Raw genomic sequence first — 24,076 nt, forward strand, 5'->3', positions numbered from 1 at the left:
CCGATTCGGGACGCGGACCTTCGCTGCTGACCAGACCGTGAGGACGTTATGCCCAAGATTTTCGCCGCCGCGCTGCTGACCGCCAGCGCCGTCGGTTCGCTGTTGCTGCTGCCCGCCGCCCCGGCCCACGCCCAATCCGAGACCTGTGGCCGTGCCGTCGACGCGATCAACAAGGCCATCGCCGGATCGCCGAACGGCGTCCTGGAGGAGAACGTCGCGAAGGCGCTGCACGTCACGCTGCTGTCCATCGCGGCGAGTGGTGGGGAGCAGGCCGAGAAGGACGTCATCATCGCCTATGCCAACGCGCTGGCCGATGACAACGTTACCGACTTGAACCCCGTCACCGACCAGCTCAATCGTGTCTGCGGAGCTAATAGCTGAATCCGCCTGTAGGCGAACAGTTTTCGGCTCTGCCGTAACTGCCGCCGTTCAGGCACGGCTCGATGATGTTGCGGCCGAACGGCATTCAGGCTGATCCGATGTCGTCGAGCGGGCCATGATCGCACTTTTGTTGTGCCGCAGTCATGTTCCGCTCGACGGTCCGGTTCAGCCGACCCCGCCCGTCCAGGTACGCCGTTAACGGCCCATCGAGACGGTTCAGATCAAACCTTCAGCCCAGGACCTAACGCCCTCGGCGTTTCGCGGGCTTCTTCTTGGCGACCGAATTCCGTGCCGGGCTCGGCCGTCCGCCGGTTCGCTTCACCGCCGACTTCTTCTGCGGCTCAGAGGTTTTGGCGCGAACGGCTGGCGACCGAGAACTCCGCTCCGAACGACCTCGGACAACCCCCACGAAATCCTCGACCAGATCACTGGTCCGATCAGTCGGCCACGCCAAGGCGATCTCGGTATTCGCGACATCGGTGACCGTGCGGTACACGAGGTCGCGCCGAGCATGCAGCCGCGCGATCGAATGCGGGACCACCGCGACACCCACCCCGGCCGCGACCAGCTCGATGGCACCCGCGACAGCGTCGATATCGGAAGCATCCTGCATCCGCTCATCGGCCAGGTCCGCCATACTCACCTGCTCGAACACCGAGATCGGATGATCCTTCGGCACCACCACCACCGGCACCTCCCGATAGAGCGGAATCGCGCTCATCCCGTCCCGGTCAATCGGCAACCGGACAAAGCACAGCTCGACCCGCCCCTCCCGCAACGCCGCTTCCTGCTCCCCCATCGGCACCGCCACCACCTCGAGCGACGTATCCGGAAAACGTTCACTCCAGATCCGCGTCCACTTCGACACCGTCACCCCCGGCACGAACCCGACCCGCAACGCGGCAGGACCATCCGGCGTCTCCTCGACAGCCGCCTCCGCCGCCCGCGCGATCAACTCCCGCGCCGCCCCCAGCAACTCCTGCCCATCCTCGGTCAACTGAGTCGGCTGTGCCCCCGGCACGAACAGCTTCGCCCCCAGCTCCCCCTCCAATTCGATCACCGTCTGACTCAACCGCTGCCGCGAAATGTTCAACCCCTTCGCCGCCCGCGCGAAATGCAGCTCCTCGGCGACCGCGACAAACCACCGCAGCCGCACGACATCAATCGACTCGAACCGGCTCATGCCAGGAACCATATCGCCACCCGATAAGCTGCTTCGGTGAGCCCGGACCCGAACCCCCAGATGATGAAGCCCCTGACCGCAGCCAACAAGCTCGGCATCTACCTGCCCGCGGCCCCCGAATCCTTCCGCAACACCCCCCTCTCCCGCGCCGACCTCGACGCCCTCCGCACCAACCCCCCGGAGTGGCTCACCGACCTCCGCCGCACCGGCCCCTTCCCCCGCGACATCACCGCCCGCAAACTAGGCGTCTCCAACTCCGGCCTCTCCCGCGCCGAAGTCTCCGACGCCCTCACGGCCGAAGAAATCGCCACCCTCCTCGCCGACCCCCCCGAGTGGCTCATCCGCGAGCGCGAAAACTACGCCGAAGTAGTCAAAGAAAACGAGCGAATCGCCGCCAAGGAAGCCGACCGCCGAGCCGCCACCAACCGCCCCGCCAAAAACCGCACGTAGGGCCTTCGTCAGCTCTCGGAATCCTCACATCCCGCTGACAAACTCGCGGTAGAGGAATTTCTGGTGCAAGCTCTCCAGCGTTCCCGCGTATCGCCGGAAGGGGACCAAAGCGAGACGGAGCGGCCTGGTGATGGGTATCCCCGGGCCGACTAGTTCCGCTACCGAAGCTGCGGCCTCGATCAACGTGGTCTCTGTTTCGTTCGGCTCAGCTGACTCGAGACCCAGGCGCCTGAGGAGCTGGTCGCGAACGCCTTCCACATCGAGTTCCAAGCGACGAGCTTCCTCTTCGGTGTCACACCGAGACAGTGCGCGCCGGAAATCGACTGCCCTTGAACGGTATTCATCGATACGGCCGCAGATCATCTGCAGCCAGCGCTCGTCGGTGAACCGTCCTCGGTCGCGCAGCGACCACAACCTTCCGCCTAATAGTGGCAGTTGGTATTCCAGCATCTGTAAGCGACGCCCTTGCCGCGCCCCGGCGACCTTGCGGATCTCGCTGGGTATCCCGCGGACCGCCGAAATCACTTCCTCGATTGCGCTCTCCGCGACACCGTCATCGAAGAGGTCGAACATCACCGAGAAGTCACGTCGAAGCGGATGCGGCGTGTACGCAACGCTTTTCACCTTCGCCCGCGCCGAGTAGCGCAGCGAACGCACCAGCGTGGCAATCAGCCACAGCTGCTGCTCGCTATCAGCGATAAGGCTGCGGAATTGCCCCTCCATCGCGAACGACGATGCACGTGCCCACTGGCCGAAGGGGTCGAGTTCCACACCATCGGCGCCGCCGATACGAGCACGGTGATGGCCCTCGACCCTGACGTTCTCCCACTGATAGTCCGCCCACGCCGCGATGTTCGCCAGCATCCGCTGCCCACCACCACGCTCTTGCACCTCACGATCGGCGCGACGGGTCTTGTCGATGAACCGGAGCATGGTCTCGACGCCGGTCGTTTTGAGCGTCTCCATCGCGGCTCGCTCGGCGGTGACCAGGGCCGGCTCTTCGCTGAGACCGATCGACAACGGTACAGCGATTCGCAGATCGAAGAGATGGCGAAGTATTCGAGGAAAGTCGCCATAGTCGGCTGGGACCGGATTGAGGATTCGACATCAGCTGCTCCGGGACTCCGCCAGCAACTGGACGAACCATCGCACGCAATCGGGGTCGCCAGCAATCGTCTCGGAAAAGGTCGGCTCACGCTGGTTCAGAAACTGCTCGCCAAGCGGCAACGGGCTGACCCCGCCACCGTCGGTCGCTGTTCGGCCCATCGCCATCGCCAGTCCGATGCCCGCCGCTCCGTCCCATACCTTTTGATCACGCCGGTAGAACAGGTCGAACTGATGTTCCGGAGCCTGCGTCCAGGCGGTGAGATCGATGCAGGTTCTGACCATGTCGAGAGTCTGGGATGTGGTGCGGGTCTTCATAACGCAGCCGACATCGGCGAGGTCGATCTCGAACTTCCGTGCGGCAGAGCCCTTACTTCGCGTGACCGAGGCCCGCCTTGGTATCGCTGCATGGTTGAGCGGCTCAGCCGTTTGTCCGTTCACGATGACGTCTCCCGACCAGTGGATCGTGATCGGCGTGCGATCGGGACCGAGCTCGGGCGCGAGTACATATGCCGCCGTCGGTACACCTCCTTCGAGAAGGCAGACAACACTGCAGAATTCGCGTCCATCAGGTGCGACGAACTCACTGGTGCCGTCGATCGGGTCGACGATCCAAGTCGGCTCGCCCGAGCCAGACAGCTCTGCCTCGTCTTCTTCCGCTACGAATCGAGACCCGGGAAAGTGTCGCCTGACGGTTTCGATGATGGCCGTCTGAGTGGCCAGATCAGCCTCCGACAACAGTGTGTTGTCGGCTTTCATATCGACCTGCAGTGACGCGAGGTTGCGGCGGTATCGGCGGAGCAACGGCAGCAACAGCTCGTCCAGTGCTTTCCACAACGATCCGACGTCGCTCAAGGCGCCCTCCCGCACAGTGTTGTCACCCGAGCGTAGCGGTTCTGCTGGTCACTGAAGGCCGTAACCTGCGAGTTCGATCAGGTCGGCCGCCAATCCGCTGCACCGCGCCAAGACCATACGCGGTGGCGGGAACTCAGCGCGACGCCAGCCATTGCTTGAATTGGTTGGTGTCGAATTCTTGGCCCTTCAGGTTGGTGTAGGTGCTGGATGAGATTGCGGTGACGTGGGTTTCGGTCCAGGCGAACCAGGTGTGGGAGGGGTAGTCGAGGAGCAGGTGGGCGTTGGGTTGTAGGGCCTGGGCTGCTTGGGATTCTTCTGTTCCGGTGGCGATGGCTCGGGGGGTGTAGGGGGCGGTTGGGTTGAGTTGGATTGTGTCGGGCTCGGTTCGTTCGTCGATTTTTGCTGGTATGGCGATGTAGGACGGGGTGCCTGCGTTGTGCAGGGGGGACTGGGGATCGGTTGCGAAGGTCGGGTTGGTTGCGTAGACCATTACGTGGGGGCCGGTTTGGTGGAGAGTCGGCGGGTTTTCGGTGGTGGGTGGGTTTTGCGATTTTAGGAATGAGGCGGCCAATTGGGTTGTCGCAGGTGATTCGAGTACTCGGTCGATCGTGTCGGCATCCGGGGTGGTTGTGGAATTGACATCGGCTATTGCCGGGGTGGGCGGCGAGGCCGCGCATCCCTGAATTGCCAAGGCGGCGCACAGGAGTGCTGCTGTGCAGAGCGAGCGCCGGCTCATTTGTTTTTCGTTATTCCGTAATCTTCGCCGAACCACGCCCATTCGGAGTTCTGGGTATACGACGCGAGTGTCTGCGTGACGATTCGCCGCGAGGTCGGCCACGGGTCTCCGTAGGTGATGGTGCCTGCGTCCGCGTCGTAGCCGTAGACGACCTGGGCGTGACCGCCGCCTGCGGCCCAGGCTATTCCGGTGAGGATCGGGCGATTTGCCGAGATTTCGGCGGCGATTTTGGTCATGGAGAACGGTGAGCCCACCGAGGCGGTGAAGCCGATCTTTTTGAAGGCGCTGGCGATCTCTTCGAGTGACGCGCTCTCGTTGGGACACGGCTTGCCCTTGGCGGAGTCGTGCACGAGTTTGCAGTAGTCGGTCTGCGCGATGCGGTGGCCGAGGTAGGTGGATATCGAGGCGCCGTCGGCGGCCCAGCACCATTGATTCCACTCTTGCACCTGCTGGGCGTAGGGAAGTGTTTTCGAACCGACGGCCATGGCTCGTGGTTCGATCACGCCGGGTAGCGCGGTGCTGACCTTCAGCCCGGTCGAGCGCGATCCGAAATCCTTTCCGGCAGAAATTGGTTCGGCGACCGAGGTGGCTTGGCCGCAGGAAAGGATCACCACTGTCGCGGCGATGAGTAAGGCATGGAGTTTTCTTCGCGGCAGCACTCGGGCACCCTCTTTCGGGTTGCAGAAATTTCTGGAAAAGCTACGCCGCAACTTCCGACGGCGGCAAGTGGGGAACGTCCCCAATCAGAAACAAGATGTCAACACCGAATACTGTTGCCGCACTGATGTTTTGCGAGGAGCATTCGCAATGTAGCAACGGAGCCGTCCGAACTGTTCCACAGTTCAACAATTCTCGACGTCCGGTGCGCATCGGGGCAATATGCCCCAAGTCGACAAAACGGACAAATCACCAAAATCAGGAGTCATCATGCGTTACTCATTCATGCCTGCCGCCGTGGCATTCGCGGTGGGCGTCGGACTCGTGTCAGCGGGAATCGCGACCGCGCAACCACCCACGACGCCCGAACTCAAGCACCATGCCTTCGGTTTCGACGTGAAAGCTGCGAAAGCCAACAAGGGCAAGGACACCAGCACCGGATTCGCCCTGCCCGTCCGGGTCGGCTCCGCCGTGGCACCGGCGTCCTATTCACTCAAGCAGTACGCGCAGCCCGCCGGCGACCAAGGCGCGGTCGGCTCCTGCGTGACCTGGGCGACCGGCTACACCGGCTACGGCATCTTGATGAACGAGCAGCAGATCGCCGGCGGCCCGATGGCGCCGATGTTCATCTACGCGCAGATCGCGCAGGGCGATGACCAGGGCACCTGGGCCGGTGTCGCACTGCCGATGGAGACCAAGCAGGGGATCGACACCAAATCCCACTACTGGCAGGGCGATTTCGACTACACCACCCAGCCCGATTCGTCCGAGCGGGCAAATGCCGCGCACTACAAGCTCTCCGGCGCCAAGGATCTGTCCTCCGGCGATCGGGTGACCAACATCAAGAATGCGATCTCGTCGGGCCTGCCGGTCCCGATCGGATTCGAGGTCAGGCAGAGCTTCATGGATCTGAACTCGAGCAACTCCCGCTACAACCCGTCGCGCAACGAGCGCACGGTGGGCGGCCACGAGGTGACGATCGTCGGATACGACCAGAACGGTGTCACCATCGAGAATTCTTGGGGCTCGGGCTGGGGTGCCAACGGATTCTTCACCGCTCCGTGGTCCTTCATCACCAGCAGTGACGTCGATGAGGTTCACTCGATGGGACGCCTCGTCACCGGATGATTGATCCTGCTATGCGAAATGCGATGTCCTGATTCCTGTCGGCGGTCCCGCCGGCAGGAACCGGGCGTTTTCACCGAGTCGGATCGGCACCAGAATCCCCCGCCGACAACCGCGCGTCCATACCGCCGGAACTGGGGAAATTACGCGCTGACGTGCCGAATTCCCCACTCTCGCACTGGGGACTCGGGCGCTCGTTTTCATGTCATGATTCAAACGGTTGGCCAGACTCGGCGGCACCCCCTCGGTCCGGAACAACCACTAGCACAACATATTTCGGTTCTCGTTCGCCTACGATCTTCGGGCCATCGCCGCGCGCACACAGAAATGTCGCGGTGAACGATTCGCTGACCTTTCCGCGACTTCGTTCATCGGGGACCGATCCGACGTCCCCATAGGGAGGACCCCATGCGAACGGCGAAATCTACCGGGCTCGTCGCAATGGTCGCGAGTCTATTGATCGGCATAGCGGCGGTGTTGGTGGGATTCACCAACGCGCCGGCCCAGACCGCGGCCGCGGCTCCCCCGACCTCCGGCGGTGTCAAAATCGGCTACTACAACCAGTGGTCGGTCTACGAGAACGCTTTCTACCCCAAAAACGTCGATACCTCGGGGATGGCGGGCAAACTCGACTACATGATGTACGCGTTCGCGAACATCCACCCCACCGACCTGACCTGCTTCGAGGCGAACAAGGCGGCCAGCCAGGACGAGAACAACCCGAATGCCGGTGACGGCGCGGGTGATTCATTCGCCGACTACGGCAAGTCATTCGGCGCGGACATCAGCGTCGACGGCACCGCGGACGCCTGGAACGACCCGATCGTCGGCAACTTCAAGCAGATCAAGCAACTGAAGGCGAAGCACCCGAATCTGAAGGTGCTCTTGTCGATCGGCGGCTGGACGTACTCGAAGTTCTTCTCCGATATTTCCGCGACCGATGCCTCGCGCAAGAAGTTCGCGTCCTCCTGCATCGACATGTTCATCAAGGGCAACCTGCCGCAGGCCGACGGTTACGGCGGCCCGGGAACCGGTAAAGGTATCTTCGACGGTCTCGATCTGGACTGGGAGTATCCCGGCGGTGGCGGCCATCTCGGCAACCATGCCTCGCCCGCCGACCGGGCCAACTTCACCTTGCTGACGGCCGAGTTGCGCAAGCAGCTGGACGCGCAGGGTGTCGTGGACAAAAAGCACTACGCGCTGACCGCGGCCGTTGGGGCGGGACAGGACAAGATCCGCAACTACGAGACCGACAAGCTCGGCGCCAACCTCGACTTCGTCAATGTCATGACCTATGACATGCACGGCGCGTGGGATGCCAAGGGCCCGACCAACTTCCAGGATCCGATCTACAGCAGGCCGGACGACCCGATGAACCCGGTCCCGCCGGGCACCGCGAAATACAACATCGACGAGGCGGTCACCGCGTGGACCACGGGTGACAGTTCCTACGGCATCCCCGGTGGCTTCCCGGCGAACAAGCTGACCATCGGCTATCCGTTCTACTACCGCGGCTGGACGGGTGTGCAGCCCGGCAATAACCATGGGCTGTTCCAACCCGCGACCGGTCCGGCGCCAGGCGGACCCTCCTCCGGAAACGTCGCCGGCATCCGGATGTACAAGGAGCTGGCCGGCGTCGTCGACAATCCCTCACGTACCTTCTACGACCCGGTAGCGCAGGCCGCCTACTTCTACGACGGCACCAACTTCTGGGGCGGCGACTCGCTGCAATCCATCCAGGCCAAGTCGGATTACCTGCACTGCAAGGGACTCGGCGGCGCGATGATGTACTCGCTGGAGAACCTGGATGCGGCGTCGACCCTGTTCAACCAGGTCATCAAGACGGTCGACGGTAGCGCCGCCGGCTGCACCCCGCCGACGACCACCCCGACCACACCGCCGACGTCGACGACAACCACAGTTCCGCCGACCACCACAACCACAATTCCGCCAACCACCACAACGACCGTTCCGCCGACCACCACGACCACGCCACCCACCGGAAACGGCGTGATCAACGGGGACTTCGAAACCGGCGCACTGTCCCCATGGTCCTGCACGGGCAACCTCGGCTCGATCGTCACCAGCCCGGTACACGGCGGCAAGAACGCCCTCACCGGCGCGACGAGCAGCGGCGACACCGCCCAATGCGCACAACAGATCACGGTCGAACCGAACCACGCCTACACGTTGGCAGCATGGGTCAACGGCAACTACGTCTACCTAGGCGTCACCGGCTCCGGCACTACCGACACGTCCACCTGGACTCCAGGAACCGGCGGTGCGTACCAACAACTTTCGACCAAATTCACCACCGGCGCATCAACCACCAAGGTCACCGTCTGGGTCCACGGCTGGTACGGCCAAGGCTCCTACAGCGCGGATGACATCACCCTGAAGTAAGAGTCGCGAACGCAAAGGTGGGTCTCGCTCGTCGAGGCCCACCTTTGTCACGCCGAGTCCTTATGCAGGCCAGCTCATCTAGGCTTGCCGGCTTGCGATGGGCCGGTCGTGGTAGACGCCGCCCACCACAATGTGGTGAGCGAAACTACCGGCACCCAACCAATAATCGCCAAGCCGGAGTAATCACGGTCGGTGACGGACGCACCTATGGCCGCCAAACCGATGACGGTGACTATCACGGAGCCGGCAGCGACTATCAGCCGTCCGGCGCGCTTTCGCGCCAGTAGTGCCAGGGAACCGCCGGTCAGCAGCAGCGATAGTGAGGCGGCGATGACCGCCACGGTGATCTGAGTAGCCTCATCGGCGTCAGGTCCGGTATCCATCTCGATTACTGCGCCAACAGCGCCGACTCCAATGATCAGGCCGAAGAGCAGGGCAAGAAGGGCGGCGGTTCTCGCGGTCCAGCCCGACGGTCGGGGTGAATCCGCCACCGGCCTCATCTGCCGCGGGTGCCCGGACCCGCCGACCGGACCCGATGGGTGGTTCAGCACAGTCGGGGCAGTGCGACGCCGCGGATCGGCATCGGTAGCGGGTGCCGGATAGGGTCGACTGTTCAGCACGGTCGGCGACGCTCGGGATCCCAGCACAGCAGGTCGGCCGGACAGGGCCGCCACCGCCGCCTCCGCGAATTCACTACAGCTGGAGAACCTTTCGTGCCGCGGCTTTGCCATCGCGCGACCGATCACGTTGTCGAGCGACGCCGGCAAATCGGGGCGACGGTCGCTGAGCCGTGGGACGGGTTTGGTGATGTGTCCGGCGACGATCTGCCCCGGATTGGTTGCGGGATAGGGAGTTTGCCCGGCCAGCAGGGTGAAAAGCGTACAGGCGAGCGAATACTGGTCGGCGCGGTGATCCACCTGCTCGCCGGATAGCTGTTCCGGTGATGCGTAAGCGAGTGTGGCGGTGAAGGTTCCGGTGGCCGTCAGCTTGGTGTCGGCGTCGAGCACTCGAGCAATACCGAAGTCGGTGAGAATTGCGCGCGGTCCACGCCCTGATTGCGGTTCGGACAGCAGGATGTTCGCGGGTTTGATGTCACGATGCAGTACGCCGCGGCCATGGGCGTAGTCCAGGGCGTCCGCGGTGTCGGTGATGATCTGTACAACGTGTCCCGGTGGCGCAGTTCGAGGATCCACTCGCGCCGCATCGGTACCAGCGATGTACTGCATGGAAATCCACAGATGCCCGTCCTGGGTACCGCGATCATAGATCCCGACAATTCCCGGATGATCCAGGCGTGCAACAACATTGGCTTCCAGTTCGAAGCGGCGCCGCAACTCCTCGTCCTCGGACACCGCACGGTGCAAGAGTTTGAGCGCAACCAGTCGCGGCAAGCGCGGATGCCGAGCCCGATAAACAGTTCCCATGCCACCCTGCCCGAGCACACCCTCGACAAGGTAACCGGCGAACGAGTCACCCACCGCCAGCACCACGCCCCCTCCCATCGCGCCTTCAGATCGAGCGCAGCATAACGTGCGGCCGATTCGCGATGGGCGGGTCCACCTGAGCCTGCATGGTAGGCCGCAGTTCCCTATTTCCGAGATCCGCCAAGCCCCGATCACACCGGCCATCGAAGCTGCGGGGCGGTTCACTAAGCGGAATACGCTGTGTTCCAGCCATTTTCGAGGAGAGCGAAGACCTCGTCCGCGGCGCGGCGCGGGTCGGGGTTACGTTCGATGAAGTCGCTGGTGTCGAGAGCGAAGCGGGCCAGTGCGGCGCAGGAGATGTCGTCGCTGGGGGCACCGACGTCTGCTGCGATCGCCTCGGCCAAAGCGGTTTCGTGCCGCAGCCACATGCGGCGGGCGTATTCGCGCAGGACCGGGGTGTCGGCGATCATGCGGGTGAAGGCGGCAGTTTGCGCGGCCTCCGCGCGGACCTTGTTCGCCCGCAACAGGATGTGCTCGCGTAAGGCCTGTGGGATGGATTGGCCGGGGGCCCGGTCGCGGACCGCTGCGACAAGTCCGGTTTCCAAGTCTTCGTCCAGGTCGAACAGCAGCGCCTCTTTACTGGGGAAATGCTTGAACAACGTGGTTACCGAGACGTCGGCGGCTTCGGCGACATCTTTGACGCCGACCTGGTCGTAGCCGTGTTCGAGGAACAGTCGCAGCGCGGCGTCGGCCAGTGCCGTGCGGGTCTGGGCCTTCTTGCGCTCGCGGCGCCCGATCGGTTCGTCCACAGTGCCACTCTACCCAACTTAGGTTCATTCACTAAAAAAGTTTAGTGGTTGAACTTTTTTAGTGAGTTAGGTTTTATAGATGGCATGAGCTCTTCAGATCCCCGCATCGCTGTCGTCGGCGCGGGCCTCGGCGGCCTGGCCTGCGCCCGTGGCCTCCAACTGCATGGCCGCGCCGTCACCGTTTTCGAACAAGAGACCTCTCCCACCGCTCGTACCCAGGGCGGGACCCTCGACCTACACACCGACACCGGACAGGTCGCCCTGCGCGCGGCCGGGCTGTTCGAGAAGTTCAGTGCCTTGGCCCGACCCGAAGGCCAGGAGCTGCGCGTATTCGATCCCCGCACCGCCGAGATCCTGCACCATCAGCAACCCACCGACGACTACGCGCCGGAGATCGATCGAGGCCAGCTGCGCGACCTGTTCCTCGAATCCCTCACGCCCGGCACCGTTCGCTGGGGGCAAGCCGTCGAGTCGGTCAGTTCGCTCACCGATGGCGCTGTACTGCGGTTCCGCGATGGCGCAACCGAGCGGTTCGATCTCGTCATCGGTGCCGACGGCGCCTGGTCACGGATCCGGCCCGCCCTCTCCGCAGCCGTCCCGACCCACACCGGCACCACCCTCGTCGAAACCTTCCTCGACGACGCCGACGCCCGCCACCCCGCGCTGGCCCAACTGGTCGGCGACGGGACCGTCATCGCGAAGTCCGGTCGCACCATGTTGTCCGCGCAGCGCAACAGCGGCGGCCACCTGTGCGTCTACGCCGGGCTGGAGATCCCGCACGACTGGTACGTCACCGCAGGTCTGGACCTGAACGACAGCACGGGAGTGCGCGAATACCTCCTGGCCATCTTCGACGGCTGGCACGACCGCCTGCTCGACCTATTGCGTTGCAGCGACGGCGGATTCGCCAACCGCCCGCTGTTCGTCCTACCGGTCGGCCACACCTGGAACCACCACCCCGCCCTCACTTTGCTCGGCGACGCCGCCCACCTCATGCCCCCGTTCGGCATCGGCGCCAACCTCGCCATGCTCGACGGCATCGACCTGGCAGCCGCCATCGCCACCCACCCCACCCTCGACGAAGCCGTGCGCGCCTACGAATCCGTCACGCTTCCCCGCTCCACCGCGGCCGCCCAGGCCTGCGTCGAGTTGGGCGCGGCCATTGCCACCGGCGAGCCGATCGACGTCGACGCGGTGCGCAAACAGCTCAACGAACGACTGCTCCAGCCATCCTCGGATCTACCGCACCCTGGGTGGTGATCTGCTCCACCTTGGAGGACCGGGCTCAGCACTCGGGGTCCTGATATCGGGGGCGGCTGCGGCGGACAGTTAGACGTGTCATCCCAGCGAACCGGAGTCAGCGATGTCGATCTCTAGCCTCACCTCGGCGGCACGTCATGCCACGGTTTCGACCGAAGATGGGGTGGCGCTTGCGGTTCGCGAGTACGGGCCGCGCAATGCGGAGCTGACAGTCGTTCTGCTGCACGGGCATTGCCTGCGCACGGAGTCCTGGACTTACGTTCGCGATGCGCTGCTGCGCCAGTACACCGGCGCTCGGGTGGTCTGTTACGACCATCGGGGCCATGGCGATTCGGCTGCGGCGTCCCGGCAGACTTACAACCTCGAGCAGCTCGGGCACGATCTGCGTGACGTCCTCGATGCTGTCGCCCCGACCGGGCCGGTTATTCTCGTCGGTCATTCGATGGGCGGCATGGCCGTGCTGACCTACGTCAGCCAGCGTCCGTACGAGATCGGTACTCGCATCGTCGGTGTCGCGTTGATCGCGACCGCGGCGAGCGGGCTGGCCGACGCCGGTTTCGGGCGCCTGCTGCGCAACCCGGTCGTTTCGGTCTTCCAGGCCGCGGTGCGGCGGGCTCCGGTGCTGATGCAGCACGCAAAGCTGTTGGCCTGCAAGGTGTTCGCGCCGATTATCCGGATGGCCGAGTTCGGTGACCGCAAGGTCAGTCCGCGGGTGCTAGCACTGGCCAACGCGATGCACAACGAGACGCCGATCGTGACGATGGCGAGCTTCTTGAGTGGGTTCATGGTCTATGACCAGACGGACGCGCTTGCGGTGCTGTCGGAGATTCCGACGTTGGTGCTGTGTGGTTCCGCGGATCTGATGACGCCGTCGTCGCATTCCGTCGCGATGGCCGCGGCCGTCGAGTACTCGGATTTCGTGCTGGTCGAGGGTGCCGGGCATTCGGTGATCATGGAGCAGCCGGGGCGGGTCGCCGAGGCCGTCGCTCGGCTGATGACGCGAGCAGGCGGTGCAGGCAGCGGCGCTCACCTCGCCCTCGTCGCGTAATACGAGAACGGCTTCCTATCCTGAGATAAGAAGCCGCTCTACTGATTTCATAAGCACATGGGTGAATCGCCGGGAACGGGCTGACCCATCCACCGCGCTACCGCCGAACGCCAACGTCACCGCGTCCACTGCCTAAGTCTGGCCAGAATACGCGGAGGCGGGCTAACCTAGTTGCCCGTGGTGAACTGACTCTGCTGGGCAATGACGAAGCCACCTTCGCCGTTGCGGTCAGTTCCGGTGTCGAGGACCTTGTCGTCCAGGAATTCGGCGGCCGCTCGGTCCAAGAAGATTCGCGATCCTTCGGCAGTGAGGATCTGGTCTTGCTCAGCCGGTACCGCGGTCACTTCGAGTTGTAGCGTTTCGGCGCCGTCCGCGGTGGAAATGCGCAGACCGGCCTCTTCCGGCGCGCCCTCCCCGGACGTGATGTTGCGAACAACCTCGATGGCGGTGGGGGTGAGCATCAACATGAATGTGGTTCCTTCCCGCTGTCGTGACAGTCCGCCATGTACTGGCGAACTGTATTCCGCCTACCAGCCGCCAACGCCGTCATTGGCATCGCCGACCAGCACTGGCGTTCTCCAAGGGGTAGCCACATACTGGTCGGCGAAACCATTTTTCTCGGCGACCGACACATTCGCCCTGGTCAGGAGCGAATTGTGACGCTGACCGCATCCGGTCAGCTAGCGGTCAGGCACTACGCGGAACGGGTCCGCGACTTGAACCACTGGAACACCAGCAGCACCGGCAGGATGAATGCCTGGAAGAACATCCAGTACGAACCGCCCTCGAAAATGAACGCCAGATAGATGCCGTAACCCACGAACAAGGTGCCGAAGACAGCGTTGAGTATCTGACCGACGTTGCCCTGGGATTTGGCGAAGGACAGGACGATCATTGCCACACCACTCACCAACAGCAGAACCACGTACCACGAGAACTGCGGGTCGGCGCTGAAGTCCAGATTCACGGATTTTCCCCCATAGAAGTAGTCGAACACAGAGTTGGGCGATTCCGAACGAGCCCCCCGAACGTGCGAATCGTGCCATTGCCGCCGAGCGATCGCAAGTCAGCGGGCAACGTTGCTTCGAATTCTATTTGTGTTCAACCTGTTTCGCTTGAATGCAGCGTCATTCGATCGGTGTCGTGAGCGAGACCACGGCACGTAGTTCCGCGGCGGCGTCGAGGAACGCGGTAGCGCGGGCGGTGATGCCGGCGTCCCTGGCGGCCAGTGCGGATTGCACGTCCTCGGATCTGTGTGCGCGCTGCAACTCCGGCAGCACGGCGCGGAGCTGTTCGACCGGGTAGCCCGCTTTTCTGAGTTGATGAACGATCCGGGCGTCTCGAACCTGATTCGGCGTGTAGTGGCGCGCGCCCTGTCGGGTGCGGTCGGGGCGGACGAGGCCTTCGGAATCCCAGTGCCGCAACGTCGATGGGCGGATGCCGAGTGCGTCGGCGAGTTCGGCGATGCTCATCGAGTCGGAGCTGTGCACGTCATCGATCGGCTCGCCCGAGATCGATGCGGCGGCCCGCTTCGCGTGTCCGAGTTCGATGCGCTCGGCGTGCAGTCGGGCGTGCGCCGCGTCGAGCATCGCGAGGGCTTCTGCGATCGGACCCGAGTGCACCACTCGAAGAATCCGCTTGGCTTCGGTCGGCCCTGCGCCGACCGCGAGTGCCCGGTAGGCAAGTGCCGAACGCAGGTGCACCTCCCCGTAGATCCGGTGGCCGGTCGCGGTGCGGGTTGCGGGCGGCAGCACACCGTCCCGTTCGAGATTGCGCACCTGCTGAACCGAGTAACCGGCCTGCCGCGCAATATCGACAGTGCGCCTGAACTGCGATTTGAGGTTTCCCACGCAAATCTCCTCGTAATCTCGCACCAAGTCCACACAAGCACTTGAATGAGACGCTGGAAGCATGACCATAGACGAAATCATCGACTTCGTTGCCAACCTCGACGGCGTGCTGACCCTCAGCCCCACCGCCAGCGACGAATGGCCCGAAATCAGCTGGGGCGACACCTTCTTCTACTACTCCCCCGACGGCGTCATCCCCACCAACACCCAACCCTTCGCAACGATCGTGACCAAGGACTACCCCGACGAACCCAGCTCACAGTTGACCCGCCCCAACACTTTCCGAGTCAATATCGCCGCCGGAAAAGAGGCCTTCACCAACTGGATCGGCCGCGCGCCGAGACAGGCCGCCACCGACGTGGACTACAGCGTCACCGACACCGTCATCCCCCACCCCACCTACAGCTCCGCCGGCTGGCTCGCAGTAGTCAACCCCGGCACCCACACCGACGCCCCAACCCGCGAGCTCCTGCAAACCGCCTACCACCGCGCCCGCGCCCGCTACGAACGACGTGCCGAATCAGACGATCGCTGACGGCATAACACTCTCATAGCAACGATTAGCCCACGACATCACGGATAATCTCGCGACTAGTGATGCTATCGTTGCTATAAGATCTATAAGATGCGGAGTGTAGTGGTTCAGCAGGCCGACTCCCGTGGTCATAAACATTAACGCTGCAATAGCAACGATAGGAGGGTCGGTGAGTAGACCAGCACCTCGCCGACGAGCGCGCAACGAGACAGCGCCGCTCGCCACCTTCGGGAGCTACATCGCGGAGCGGCGACGCGCGCTGAGACTGACCCAACTCGATGTAGCCGACCTTGCCGACGTCGGTGTGTCATCGGTGCGCAGGCTCGAGGCGGGTCAGACCTCGCCGACCCTCGAGATGACTCTGCGCATCCTGGATGCACTCGGACTGACGCTCGCCAGCATGCCACGGGCTGCTGTCCGGACGCTGCCGGACAACGTTGCCGAACTGAGCGTGACCAAGGTCGGCCGACAGTGACCGCAGCGCCCGATCCGGACGCCGGACACCACGGACGCTGATTTCACGACACTGTTCGCCCGCGCTACGTCGGCCGATGTCAACGACCTCGATCGAACCGCTCTGCCCGGCGTTCAGATCAAAGTGTCCGCACAAATGATCTCTACACCCGTCGCAACGACCAGCGGTCCGGCCATTCTCAAACTCAACCCACCCGAGTATCCGCTGCTGGTCGAGAATGAGAATTTCTTCCTCGAGATGGCCGACGGCTGTGGCCTACGCGTTCCGGACCACCAGCTCGCCACCGACAAGAACGGCCGCACAGCACTTTTCGTAGACAGATTCGACCGAGTCATCGAGCACGGCAGGCTTCGCCGCCTGGCCCAGGAGGATGCGTGTCAGGTCCTGGGCCGCTATCCGGCTGCTAAGTACCGAATCACACTGCAAGAAGCCATCAGCGGCCTTGCCGAGGCAGCCACGGAGGGCGGCGGCTCACGGCCGGCGGCCACCTTGCAGATGCTCGAAATCGCGGCGTTCAGTTACCTCATCGGAAACGGTGACCTGCACGGCAAGAACCTGTCTGTCCGGCAGAACCGCGACGGCATCTGGGAAGTAACCCCCGCCTATGACCTACTGAGCACCCAGCCGTATCTGAGCTGGAATGACCCGATGGCACTGTCGCTCTACGGACGCGACCGAAAGCTCACGTACCGGTGGTGGATAGAGGCGGCGGCTCACCTCGGTGTTCCGAAGCGTGCTGTCAACCGCAGCTTGGCGCGGATCGTCGAGGCGGCAGAACCTTGGGGAGAGCGAGTGTCCGACATAGGGTTCGACGACCAGACTACCGACCATATGATGACCTTCCTCGCTGAGCGACGCATGGAACTTCATCAGCCCGCGACGTAGCTTCCACAGGCCGACGCCACCGGACGCCCCGCACGGCAACGACCGTGACACCGTCGCGAACCTCCGTGATCAATCCGCGTGCAGGTCGTGGCCGTCCCAGGTGAACCGCGCCGTCGTCACCGCATCGTCGCCATCACCGGTCAGAATTTGATGGATACCGATCCCGCTGAGCTCCGCGTAGGTGCACCACTCATGGTCGGAAGTGAGCATCAGGTCCAAATCCAATGCCGACAGTAACGCGAAGATCTGGCCTCTGTTTGTGGTGTCGACCCCGACGAATACCTCGTCGAGCAGGATCACTCGTGGTGCCTCCGGTGCGGCCTGATAGTGCGCGGCGACCGCGGCAAACAGTGGCAGATGTAGTGCGATGGCCTTCTCGCCGCCGGACAGCGCGCCGTGCAGCTTCTTGGTGAGGAGCTGCCAGCCTTCGCCGCCGCCCCGGTCGACCTTGACCACGAACCGATGCCACGCGGTGTAGTCGAAGACCTGCGCGAGCTGCTGCTCCCAACTGGTCGCGGTGTCGTCGGCCTTGGCTTCCTCGATGCGATCACGCAAGAACCGGTGCAGTGACTGATGATCAGCTTCGGTGAGTCGCACCGGGTCTTTGAGGAGGAGATCGCGGGCAGCCTTGGTGCCGGGTGGCAGGTCGGGTGCGATGTGCCAGACCAGCCGCACCGCGACATTCGAGGCGGTGCGGACGCGCTCCAGGCGGGCGTTCATCCCGTCGACGAGTTCGTTGGCCTGACGAATCCGTGCCGCGAGGTGGCGGCGGGTGTCGCCGGTCAGGGTCTGGTCGAAGAGTTGCCGCTCCTGCTCGGTGATTTCGTCGTTGGCCTGGTCGGCCTCCGTGCGCAGAATGTGCAGCAATTCGGCGGCGCCCACGCGGACGCCGTCCACCACGGCGGTGAAAACCTGGATGTCTTCGTCGGTTTCGAGGTCCAGGTCGGCGCGTGAGCTGAGGGCGGTGCGGCAGTCGTGCACGGAATCGGCCAGCCTACGCAGCGCCTCACCGAGATTGGCGGGGGCGTGCGGGATGGTCGGCCAGGCCGCGGCCACCAAGCGGGCGGCATCGAGAGCGGCACGGACCCCTTCGGATCCGGTGAGCGTGTTCTGGAACTTGACGAGCTCGGCGATCTCGCTGTCGGCCGGAAACACCCCGGCTGCCAAGTGGCGGAATCGTTGCGCCACAGTGTCTCTCGCGGCTTCGGCATGGTCGTGCGCCTGCGCGTCGGTGATCCGCCTGCTCCCCAGCTCGCCCAGCTTCTCTGCAAGGCCGTTCATCGTCACGCCGTCGGCGCGAATACGGCCGTTGAGTTCACCGATCCTTTTTCGCAGACTGTCGATCTCGTCTAGCACCTCGAGATAGCCGAGCCCGACGGCGCTTTCGATGGCGTCGAGTCTCGCGGCCAACTGCCGGTGTTCGTCCTCGGCGCGGGCCGCTTCGTTCTCTCGCTGTTCGGCGAGACCCGTTGAGCTCCTGGCTTGTTCGGCGCGCAGCTCGGTCTGGCCGCGCGCGGACTGCAACGCACCCGAAGCGTCGAGCCAGGCCTCGGCCTGGCCGCCGAAAGCGTCGAGCGCGTCCGTCACTCGGTCCAGGGCTACCCGCTCGGTCGGCAACCCGTTCTCGCCGGCGAGGCTCGCCAGTTCCAGGAACGCAGATTTCACGGCGTGCTCGCGGCCGGAAACATCGTCGACTCGCCGCCGGACAACGCCATCCGCTGCGGCCAGATCCGATTCGGTTCTGGTGAGGAGCAATTGGGCGGCCGACAGCGCCTCGTGGCTCGGCTTCGCAGCACGCTCGGCCTGTACGGCTCGGCGACGTGCGTCCAGCGCCCGCACATCATCGGCCAATCGCGCCAGCACAGCGTCATATTCCGCGATCTGCTCGTCGATTTCACCGATACGGCGTTCCCGTGCGCGCTGCCTGGTGAGCGCGCCCACGAATGCGGCCTGTTCCTTGGACCAGCTGCCGGTGAGGTTGCCGGTCCGCCAGGCGCCGTCGGCCGCGACGGCCACGATCGAATCGGCGGGCAACCGCTCGTCGTACGCGATCGCGGACAGTAGCCGGCACACCACGTCGGTCTCGATCACCGTGTCCGGCAACGGAATCAGTACATCGGCGAGGGAACGTCCGGGCACGGCCGGCAGGAGAGCGGGATCGGCGAACACGTCGTGACCGACGACGGTACCGCGCGGCCCGACCCACGCGTCCAGCAATCCCGCTGCCTCCAGCGCGGATTCGACCCCGGCGCGTGCGGACTCGGAAACGTCGTCGGCGAAATCGACGAGTTGCCACAACGGAGCGCCGGTCATGTGCGCGCGATCCGTCGTGCGCCACGGCGGCGCGGCTGGCGGGATGTCCTGCTCATCGGACAGTCGAACCCGTTCCGCGACAAGCTTTTCCCGCTCGGCGCGCGCGGTGCTCGCGGCGGATTCCCGGAGTGTTTCCTGCTTGCTGATCCCCTCCAGGACCACGGTCGCCGCCGCGTTGACCGCATCGAGCACCGCCGACTCGGAATCGGCCACCTCGGCCAGTGCCTCGGCATCGAGGAAACCGAGTTCACGACAGCTGACGACCCACTCCCGCAACATGATTCGCAATGTCTCCAGCGCCTGTTGACGTCCCTCGACGGCTACTATCCGCGCGGCCTCGGCGTCGGCATACGCTTCCCTGGCCCGCTCCAGCTCCTGCTCGGCCTGCCCCCGCAGGATCACCGCACGCTCGTGCGCGTCCAGCGCTCGAACGGTGGCACCGATCTGATCTCGTTTGCCACGCACGGCACCCCGCAGCAATGCCCGCGTCCGGCCGGTCTCGAGTGCCGCCGATATCTCTTCGTACACGCTCGACATGCCGACGCGGGCCGCCGCCTGCCTGGTCTCGGTGGCGAGCTCAGTGACTATCTTCGCCTGCCGCTGTTCGGCTGCGGCAGCAGCCTGATGCTTCGATACATCGTCCTGTGCGGTGGTTCGGCGCGAGGTGGCGTCGACGCGGATGTCAGCCGCGCGGTCCTTTGCCGTGGTGGTGTCCTGACGCAGCCGATCCAGCTGCTGGCCCTTTTTGTAGGCCTCGGATAGCATCAGCCCTTCCTTGCGGGACTCCGCTTGCGCGCGTTCCGCTTCCAGGCTTTCCAGTTGAGCTTCGATCTCCTGTTTGCGCTGAGCGACCGACTCGCATTCCGCGGCAGATCTCTTGGCAGCGTTCGACAATCTCTCCAAGTCAGTGGTCGCCGAGATGAGCGCTGCCGCGCCCGCCCGCAGGACACGCTGGGCGTATGTCTTCTGTTGGCGGGCAAGTATTCGCGTAGCGGCGACCTCTTCCGCCAATCGCGCGAGCCGTTCCCGTTGCGCGTCGAGCCGTTCGAAACCCTCTGCCAGGTCAGCGATCTCGTCCTGCCCCAGCGGCGGCAACGCCCGCGACAGCAGGGTCGACAGCAGCGTGGGATCGAGTCGTTGCGACAACTTCGGGGTCCGTAGCTGCAGCATCGCCGTGATGAGCGCGTCGTAGCGTTGCTCGTTCAAGGCAGGGAAAAGCACCGAGCGGATTTCGTCACGATAGTCACTCGCGTTGGCGTGGACGACGCCGCGGGCGCCGAGCCGTTCTTCCAGCGCCGAGCGGGTCAACGGCCGGCCGTCGATGGTCAGTCCCAGGCCATCGCCGATACGCAGATCGGTGCTGAAGTAGTCGGGATGAACGGTCGTGGTGTGACTGCTGGCCTGCAGTCTCGCACCACAGGTGAACCACCGCTCGGGGTCGCCGGGCAGTCGGAATTCCAACCATACGTAGCCGACCCGGGTGGTCCCGGTTGCGCCTTCCCCCATCAGATTCCAGTGCATAGTGCGCTCACCGGTACCGAAGGTGGAGAGCCGGTTGGCGCGCAGGTTCGCGTCGAACAAGAACGGCAACAACAGTTCCAGCGCCTTGGACTTGCCGCTACCGTTCGGGCCACGCAACAGCAGTCGGCCCTCGTGGAATTCGAATACCTCGTCGTAGTACCGCCACACATTGAGAATGCCTGCGCGCGAAGGGATCCACCGCACCGGGTGCTCGTTATCCGCATCGGCGGCGGGGCGCGGCAACGCTGTCACGGTCATGACGACGACTCCTCGGTACTGTCGGACGTTCGCACACCGCTGACGCGATAGCGCGCAGCGGCGGGCAGCGGTATCACCAGCCCGGAATCCGTGGTCCGGACCAGACCGAAGGCCGACAGCGTGGCGATCGCGTCGGACACGAGCTGGCGGACGCCGTCGGCCCCTCGATAGCTGCGGGCCCAGCGCGGAAATCGTTCCAGCAGTTCGGTTGCCGACCGACGCAGCTGCTCGACGGTCGTCGCCCCGGGGATCGCGTCGAGCAGCAGCAGTGCCGCCACCTTTGCGGTCGCCGCGTCGTCGGGGAACCGGCCGTCGGTCGCGATGCCGTCGACATCGACAAGAAGCACGCCCTCGGCCCGCTCCTCGAGCAGAAAGCCGCCCTGCTCAGCGGCTTGGCGCAGCAGCCGCCGACCCGTCGGCGAGGCGAGGTAGGCACGTTCGTCGTCGGACAGTTCGTCGTAATAGACGACCGGGTCATCGACCAATCGACGGAACACACAGTGGCGCAACCACAGATTGCGTTGCACATCGGAGACACCCGCGGTGTCCGCGTGCCTGCCTGACGCCAGACCGTAGCGGCGTTCGCGGGATACCTCACCGAGCAACTGCTCGACCCGCAGCGGGACTTCGTGGGTAGGTACGCCGAGCTGCGAGGGGCCCACCGGTGCCGCCAGCAGGCGCAGCAGCAGTGTGGTGTCCACGCGGTACAGCACTTTCGCCGAGTTCGATTCGATGTAGGACTCGGCGGAACCATCGATGGCGTCCAGTACGCCATACGATTCGAGCAACCGGAGCGCGTCGACGAATGCCATCCGCTCGCTGCGGCTCGCTGTTTCGAAGTCGGCCAGCACCGGATCCGCGGCGGTGGCGGACTGCACTCGATCGGCGAGCAGTCCGATCGTCGTCACTGGCGCCGCGAAAAGTTCTGCCGAAACCACACACAGCAGGACGTACCGCCTGCGGTCGAAAGGGGCTCGCGCCGAACGCAATCGGCGCGCCGGGCGGGTGGGATCCGTGACGGGACGCACCTTGACCAGGCGCGCGTAGCCGAGACGGGGCTCGACCGTGAGCGTCCAACCACAGTAGTAGTCGAACCATTTCGCGATCGGTTCGCGCCGACGCCGGACCAGGTCGAACGGTTCCGGCGCACCGCGCTCGGTGATGAGCGGGCTGGCCAGCAGCTGCCGAATACCGCGCGACACCTCCTCACGTTCGGCGATCACCAGCTGATTCGCGAGCTCGCTCATGCCCGTCCTCCGCTCGCACGCCGCCCTTTTCGCTCCCCCGGCACCACAATGTCCAGGAGATAGTCGGGTCCGTGGAAGACGCCGCGCGGCGTCTTCAGCTCGGCCCGAGCGCGGTCCCGCGGCGGTCGCAGCACGATCTCGATCCGTCCGTCGGTGGTGCTGCCGCGCCGGGTGCCGTCCGGCTCCGGCGCGGTGCCGAGCGCTCGTCCGAGCAGGTCGAGCAGTCGCTCGAAGACCGCGTGGTCGAGCCGACCGAACGCGGAAAGCCGAACGGCGCCATCGGTATTCAGCAGATCCCAGGCCGCTTCCAGTTCGACGCGCTCGGCGGCGGCTTGTTCGGCGCGGGCGGCTTTGATCGCGGACACGTCCCGCACCCGACCGGTCCGGCTGAAACGTTCCGTCCGACCAGCTGTACGCAGCAACGGAGATACCTCGACGGGCGGTGCGTCAGGCCATGCGGAGGTCGAGCTCACCAGTTCCGGATCCGGGTGCGCCAAGTGGGCGTGCCGCGCCGAACTGAGCCCGAATGCTGTCGACCACAGCCGGTGCAGATCATCTTGCTCCGGTACCAGGGTGAACCACCTGGCCAATTCGCGGAAGTCGGCCACGGCGCTACTGGAGCGCCGACGTGACTCGGTGATCCGATCGAGCACTTGCAGCAGGGTGATGATCGCCTTGCGGCCGACAAGATGCAGCTGTTCGATGCGCGGTACCGAACCGTCGGCGGGCAGGAACCAGGCCTGCAGCCCCTCCCAGCGCGCCCGGCGGTGTTCCAGCCACGCCAAACCGGGGTCGGTGCCGGTCAATTGGGGTAGTTCGGCACCGAGCAGGGCACGATGATGCATCCGTCCGACGCCATAATCGTCGATCGTGCGAATACGGGTGGTTATCGCATTTCTGCGATGCTCGATGTTGGTGAGGAACTCTTGCAGATAGGCCACCGTCGCGGCCTTGACCTCGTGGAAGACCGCCAAGTCCGCGCCCTCCGCACGCAACAGGCGTTGCAATTCGCCATTGAACTGCTTGGTGTTTCCGCGCAAAGCCTCGAGATGCGACTCGAGTTCACTCAGCGTGCTGAACACCCGCCGGTCGGTGCCGGACGCCAACTCCTCGATCAGGTCACCGAGTCGATCGGCGATCGCGTCCAACACGGCGGTCTGCAGCGCGCCGGTAGACGCGAGCACGGTCATCGCGTGCACCACTCCGGCGAACGCGGCCTCTCCCTGCCGGGTGAGCGAATACTGCAGGTTGCGGCGTTCATATTCGCCGGCGGTCCGGTAGTTCTCGGAGTGGTTCTGGATGACATCGACAAGTTTCCAGGCGCGCAGCTGATCCAATGCCGTGGTGAGGTCGTCGTCCTCGAGTGCCGCCAGCCAGCCCACCGACCGGAGTCGAGCTCTGATGTCATCGATGCCGAGCGCCGTGATCAGTCGCTCGTTGGCCTCCCCGAAAGCGTGCAGCACCGACACATACAGGCCGGCACGATCACCGCTGGTGAAGCGAAACATCTCCGGCGGAACACGAATGGGGTCCACGGCGCCTCCCCTGGGCTGGTGT

Annotated in this window: 23 protein-coding genes; 10 read left to right on the plus strand and 13 right to left on the minus strand. The window is 64.4% G+C overall.

Translation table 11 applies throughout. The features are described 5' to 3' along the window. The first annotated feature begins 48 nt into the window (after positions 1-48). Positions 49-381, plus strand: a complete 333-nt coding sequence (locus tag ACFWF1_RS09235) for a hypothetical protein (RefSeq protein ID WP_379284669.1) — start codon at positions 49-51, stop codon at positions 379-381. A gap of 241 nt (positions 382-622) precedes the next feature. Here ACFWF1_RS09235 and ACFWF1_RS09240 read toward each other — a convergent pair whose 3' ends face one another. Beyond that, entirely contained in the window at positions 623-1,564 is a 942-nt protein-coding gene (locus tag ACFWF1_RS09240; protein WP_379284670.1) for a LysR family transcriptional regulator, read from the minus strand. A 60-nt stretch (positions 1,565-1,624) separates the two neighbouring features. Here ACFWF1_RS09240 and ACFWF1_RS09245 point away from each other — a divergent pair, with 60 nt between their 5' ends. Beyond that, positions 1,625-2,014 (plus strand): DUF5997 family protein, encoded by a 390-nt coding sequence (locus tag ACFWF1_RS09245; RefSeq protein ID WP_379284671.1) that lies wholly within the window; start codon positions 1,625-1,627, stop codon positions 2,012-2,014. A 24-nt stretch (positions 2,015-2,038) separates the two neighbouring features. Here ACFWF1_RS09245 and ACFWF1_RS09250 read toward each other — a convergent pair whose 3' ends face one another. From ACFWF1_RS09250 to ACFWF1_RS09265, 4 genes are all read right to left on the minus strand, one after another. Further along, positions 2,039-3,034 carry a hypothetical protein gene (locus ACFWF1_RS09250; protein ID WP_379284672.1) on the minus strand — a complete coding sequence of 332 codons (996 nt, stop codon included), beginning with the start codon at positions 3,032-3,034 and terminating at the stop codon, positions 2,039-2,041. Positions 3,035-3,121: 87 nt separating this feature from the next. Beyond that, positions 3,122-3,973 (minus strand): inositol monophosphatase family protein, encoded by an 852-nt coding sequence (locus tag ACFWF1_RS09255; protein WP_379284673.1) that lies wholly within the window; start codon positions 3,971-3,973, stop codon positions 3,122-3,124. Between the two features lie 133 nt (positions 3,974-4,106). Continuing rightward, on the minus strand, positions 4,107-4,709 hold the full coding sequence (locus ACFWF1_RS09260) for a hypothetical protein (RefSeq protein WP_379284674.1): 603 nt from the start codon (positions 4,707-4,709) through the stop codon (positions 4,107-4,109). Then, on the minus strand, positions 4,706-5,212 hold the full coding sequence (locus ACFWF1_RS09265; protein ID WP_379284675.1) for a papain-like cysteine protease family protein: 507 nt from the start codon (positions 5,210-5,212) through the stop codon (positions 4,706-4,708). Before ACFWF1_RS09265 ends, ACFWF1_RS09260 begins: the two co-directional genes overlap by 4 nt. Before the next feature lie 13 nt (positions 5,213-5,225). Here ACFWF1_RS09265 and ACFWF1_RS09270 point away from each other — a divergent pair, with 13 nt between their 5' ends. From ACFWF1_RS09270 to ACFWF1_RS09280, 3 genes are all read left to right on the plus strand, one after another. Then, complete coding sequence (locus ACFWF1_RS09270) at positions 5,226-5,522, plus strand: hypothetical protein (protein ID WP_379284676.1); 297 nt, start codon at positions 5,226-5,228, stop codon at positions 5,520-5,522. A 114-nt stretch (positions 5,523-5,636) separates the two neighbouring features. After that, positions 5,637-6,494: a C1 family peptidase gene (locus ACFWF1_RS09275; RefSeq protein ID WP_379284677.1), complete on the plus strand. Its 858-nt coding sequence runs from the start codon at positions 5,637-5,639 to the stop codon at positions 6,492-6,494. Between the two features lie 405 nt (positions 6,495-6,899). Next, on the plus strand, positions 6,900-8,894 hold the full coding sequence (locus tag ACFWF1_RS09280; protein ID WP_379284678.1) for a glycosyl hydrolase family 18 protein: 1,995 nt from the start codon (positions 6,900-6,902) through the stop codon (positions 8,892-8,894). A 74-nt stretch (positions 8,895-8,968) separates the two neighbouring features. On the opposite strand, the gene ACFWF1_RS09285 is transcribed toward ACFWF1_RS09280, so the two are convergent. Both ACFWF1_RS09285 and ACFWF1_RS09290 read right to left on the minus strand, forming a co-directional pair. Beyond that, a complete protein-coding gene (locus ACFWF1_RS09285) occupies positions 8,969-10,384 on the minus strand; it encodes a serine/threonine-protein kinase (RefSeq protein WP_379322166.1) in 1,416 nt (471 codons plus the stop codon). 158 nt (positions 10,385-10,542) lie between these two features. Next, the gene (locus ACFWF1_RS09290) at positions 10,543-11,127 is read right to left on the minus strand and encodes a TetR/AcrR family transcriptional regulator (RefSeq protein ID WP_379284680.1); all 585 of its coding nucleotides are present in this window, start codon (positions 11,125-11,127) and stop codon (positions 10,543-10,545) included. Positions 11,128-11,211: 84 nt separating this feature from the next. Between ACFWF1_RS09290 and ACFWF1_RS09295 the strand changes: the two genes are divergently transcribed. Beyond that, complete coding sequence (locus ACFWF1_RS09295) at positions 11,212-12,387, plus strand: FAD-dependent oxidoreductase (RefSeq protein ID WP_379284681.1); 1,176 nt, start codon at positions 11,212-11,214, stop codon at positions 12,385-12,387. Positions 12,388-12,490: 103 nt separating this feature from the next. Continuing rightward, on the plus strand, positions 12,491-13,435 hold the full coding sequence (locus ACFWF1_RS09300) for an alpha/beta fold hydrolase (protein ID WP_379284682.1): 945 nt from the start codon (positions 12,491-12,493) through the stop codon (positions 13,433-13,435). Between the two features lie 167 nt (positions 13,436-13,602). Here ACFWF1_RS09300 and ACFWF1_RS09305 read toward each other — a convergent pair whose 3' ends face one another. The 3 genes from ACFWF1_RS09305 to ACFWF1_RS09315 all read right to left on the minus strand — a co-directional run bounded on the left by ACFWF1_RS09305 (position 13,603) and on the right by ACFWF1_RS09315 (position 15,285). Then, a complete protein-coding gene (locus tag ACFWF1_RS09305) occupies positions 13,603-13,902 on the minus strand; it encodes a hypothetical protein (RefSeq protein ID WP_379284683.1) in 300 nt (99 codons plus the stop codon). 227 nt (positions 13,903-14,129) lie between these two features. Next, complete coding sequence (locus tag ACFWF1_RS09310) at positions 14,130-14,402, minus strand: hypothetical protein (RefSeq protein ID WP_379284684.1); 273 nt, start codon at positions 14,400-14,402, stop codon at positions 14,130-14,132. A gap of 160 nt (positions 14,403-14,562) precedes the next feature. Next, positions 14,563-15,285, minus strand: coding sequence for a MerR family transcriptional regulator (locus ACFWF1_RS09315; protein WP_379284685.1), 723 nt, complete (start codon positions 15,283-15,285; stop codon positions 14,563-14,565). A gap of 61 nt (positions 15,286-15,346) precedes the next feature. On the opposite strand from ACFWF1_RS09315, the gene ACFWF1_RS09320 reads away from it, so the two are divergent. The 3 genes from ACFWF1_RS09320 to ACFWF1_RS09330 all read left to right on the plus strand — a co-directional run bounded on the left by ACFWF1_RS09320 (position 15,347) and on the right by ACFWF1_RS09330 (position 17,180). After that, positions 15,347-15,820: a DUF6194 family protein gene (locus ACFWF1_RS09320; protein WP_379284686.1), complete on the plus strand. Its 474-nt coding sequence runs from the start codon at positions 15,347-15,349 to the stop codon at positions 15,818-15,820. A 169-nt stretch (positions 15,821-15,989) separates the two neighbouring features. Further along, positions 15,990-16,295 (plus strand): helix-turn-helix domain-containing protein, encoded by a 306-nt coding sequence (locus ACFWF1_RS09325; protein WP_379284687.1) that lies wholly within the window; start codon positions 15,990-15,992, stop codon positions 16,293-16,295. Positions 16,296-16,397: 102 nt separating this feature from the next. Next, positions 16,398-17,180: a HipA domain-containing protein gene (locus tag ACFWF1_RS09330; protein WP_379284869.1), complete on the plus strand. Its 783-nt coding sequence runs from the start codon at positions 16,398-16,400 to the stop codon at positions 17,178-17,180. 69 nt (positions 17,181-17,249) lie between these two features. On the opposite strand, the gene ACFWF1_RS09335 is transcribed toward ACFWF1_RS09330, so the two are convergent. From ACFWF1_RS09335 to ACFWF1_RS09345, 3 genes are read right to left on the minus strand one after another with little or no spacing between them, the layout of a single operon-like run. Continuing rightward, positions 17,250-21,272, minus strand: a complete 4,023-nt coding sequence (locus ACFWF1_RS09335) for a TIGR02680 family protein (protein ID WP_379284688.1) — start codon at positions 21,270-21,272, stop codon at positions 17,250-17,252. Then, positions 21,269-22,519, minus strand: a complete 1,251-nt coding sequence (locus tag ACFWF1_RS09340) for a TIGR02678 family protein (protein ID WP_379284689.1) — start codon at positions 22,517-22,519, stop codon at positions 21,269-21,271. Before ACFWF1_RS09340 ends, ACFWF1_RS09335 begins: the two co-directional genes overlap by 4 nt. Then, entirely contained in the window at positions 22,516-24,054 is a 1,539-nt protein-coding gene (locus ACFWF1_RS09345; protein ID WP_379284690.1) for a TIGR02677 family protein, read from the minus strand. The genes ACFWF1_RS09340 and ACFWF1_RS09345 overlap by 4 nt, the downstream gene beginning before the upstream one ends. Positions 24,055-24,076 lie beyond the last annotated feature (22 nt).

This window comes from Nocardia sp. NPDC060255, from assembly GCF_042727395.1.
In the GTDB taxonomy this organism is placed as follows: Bacteria; Actinomycetota; Actinomycetes; order Mycobacteriales; family Mycobacteriaceae; genus Nocardia.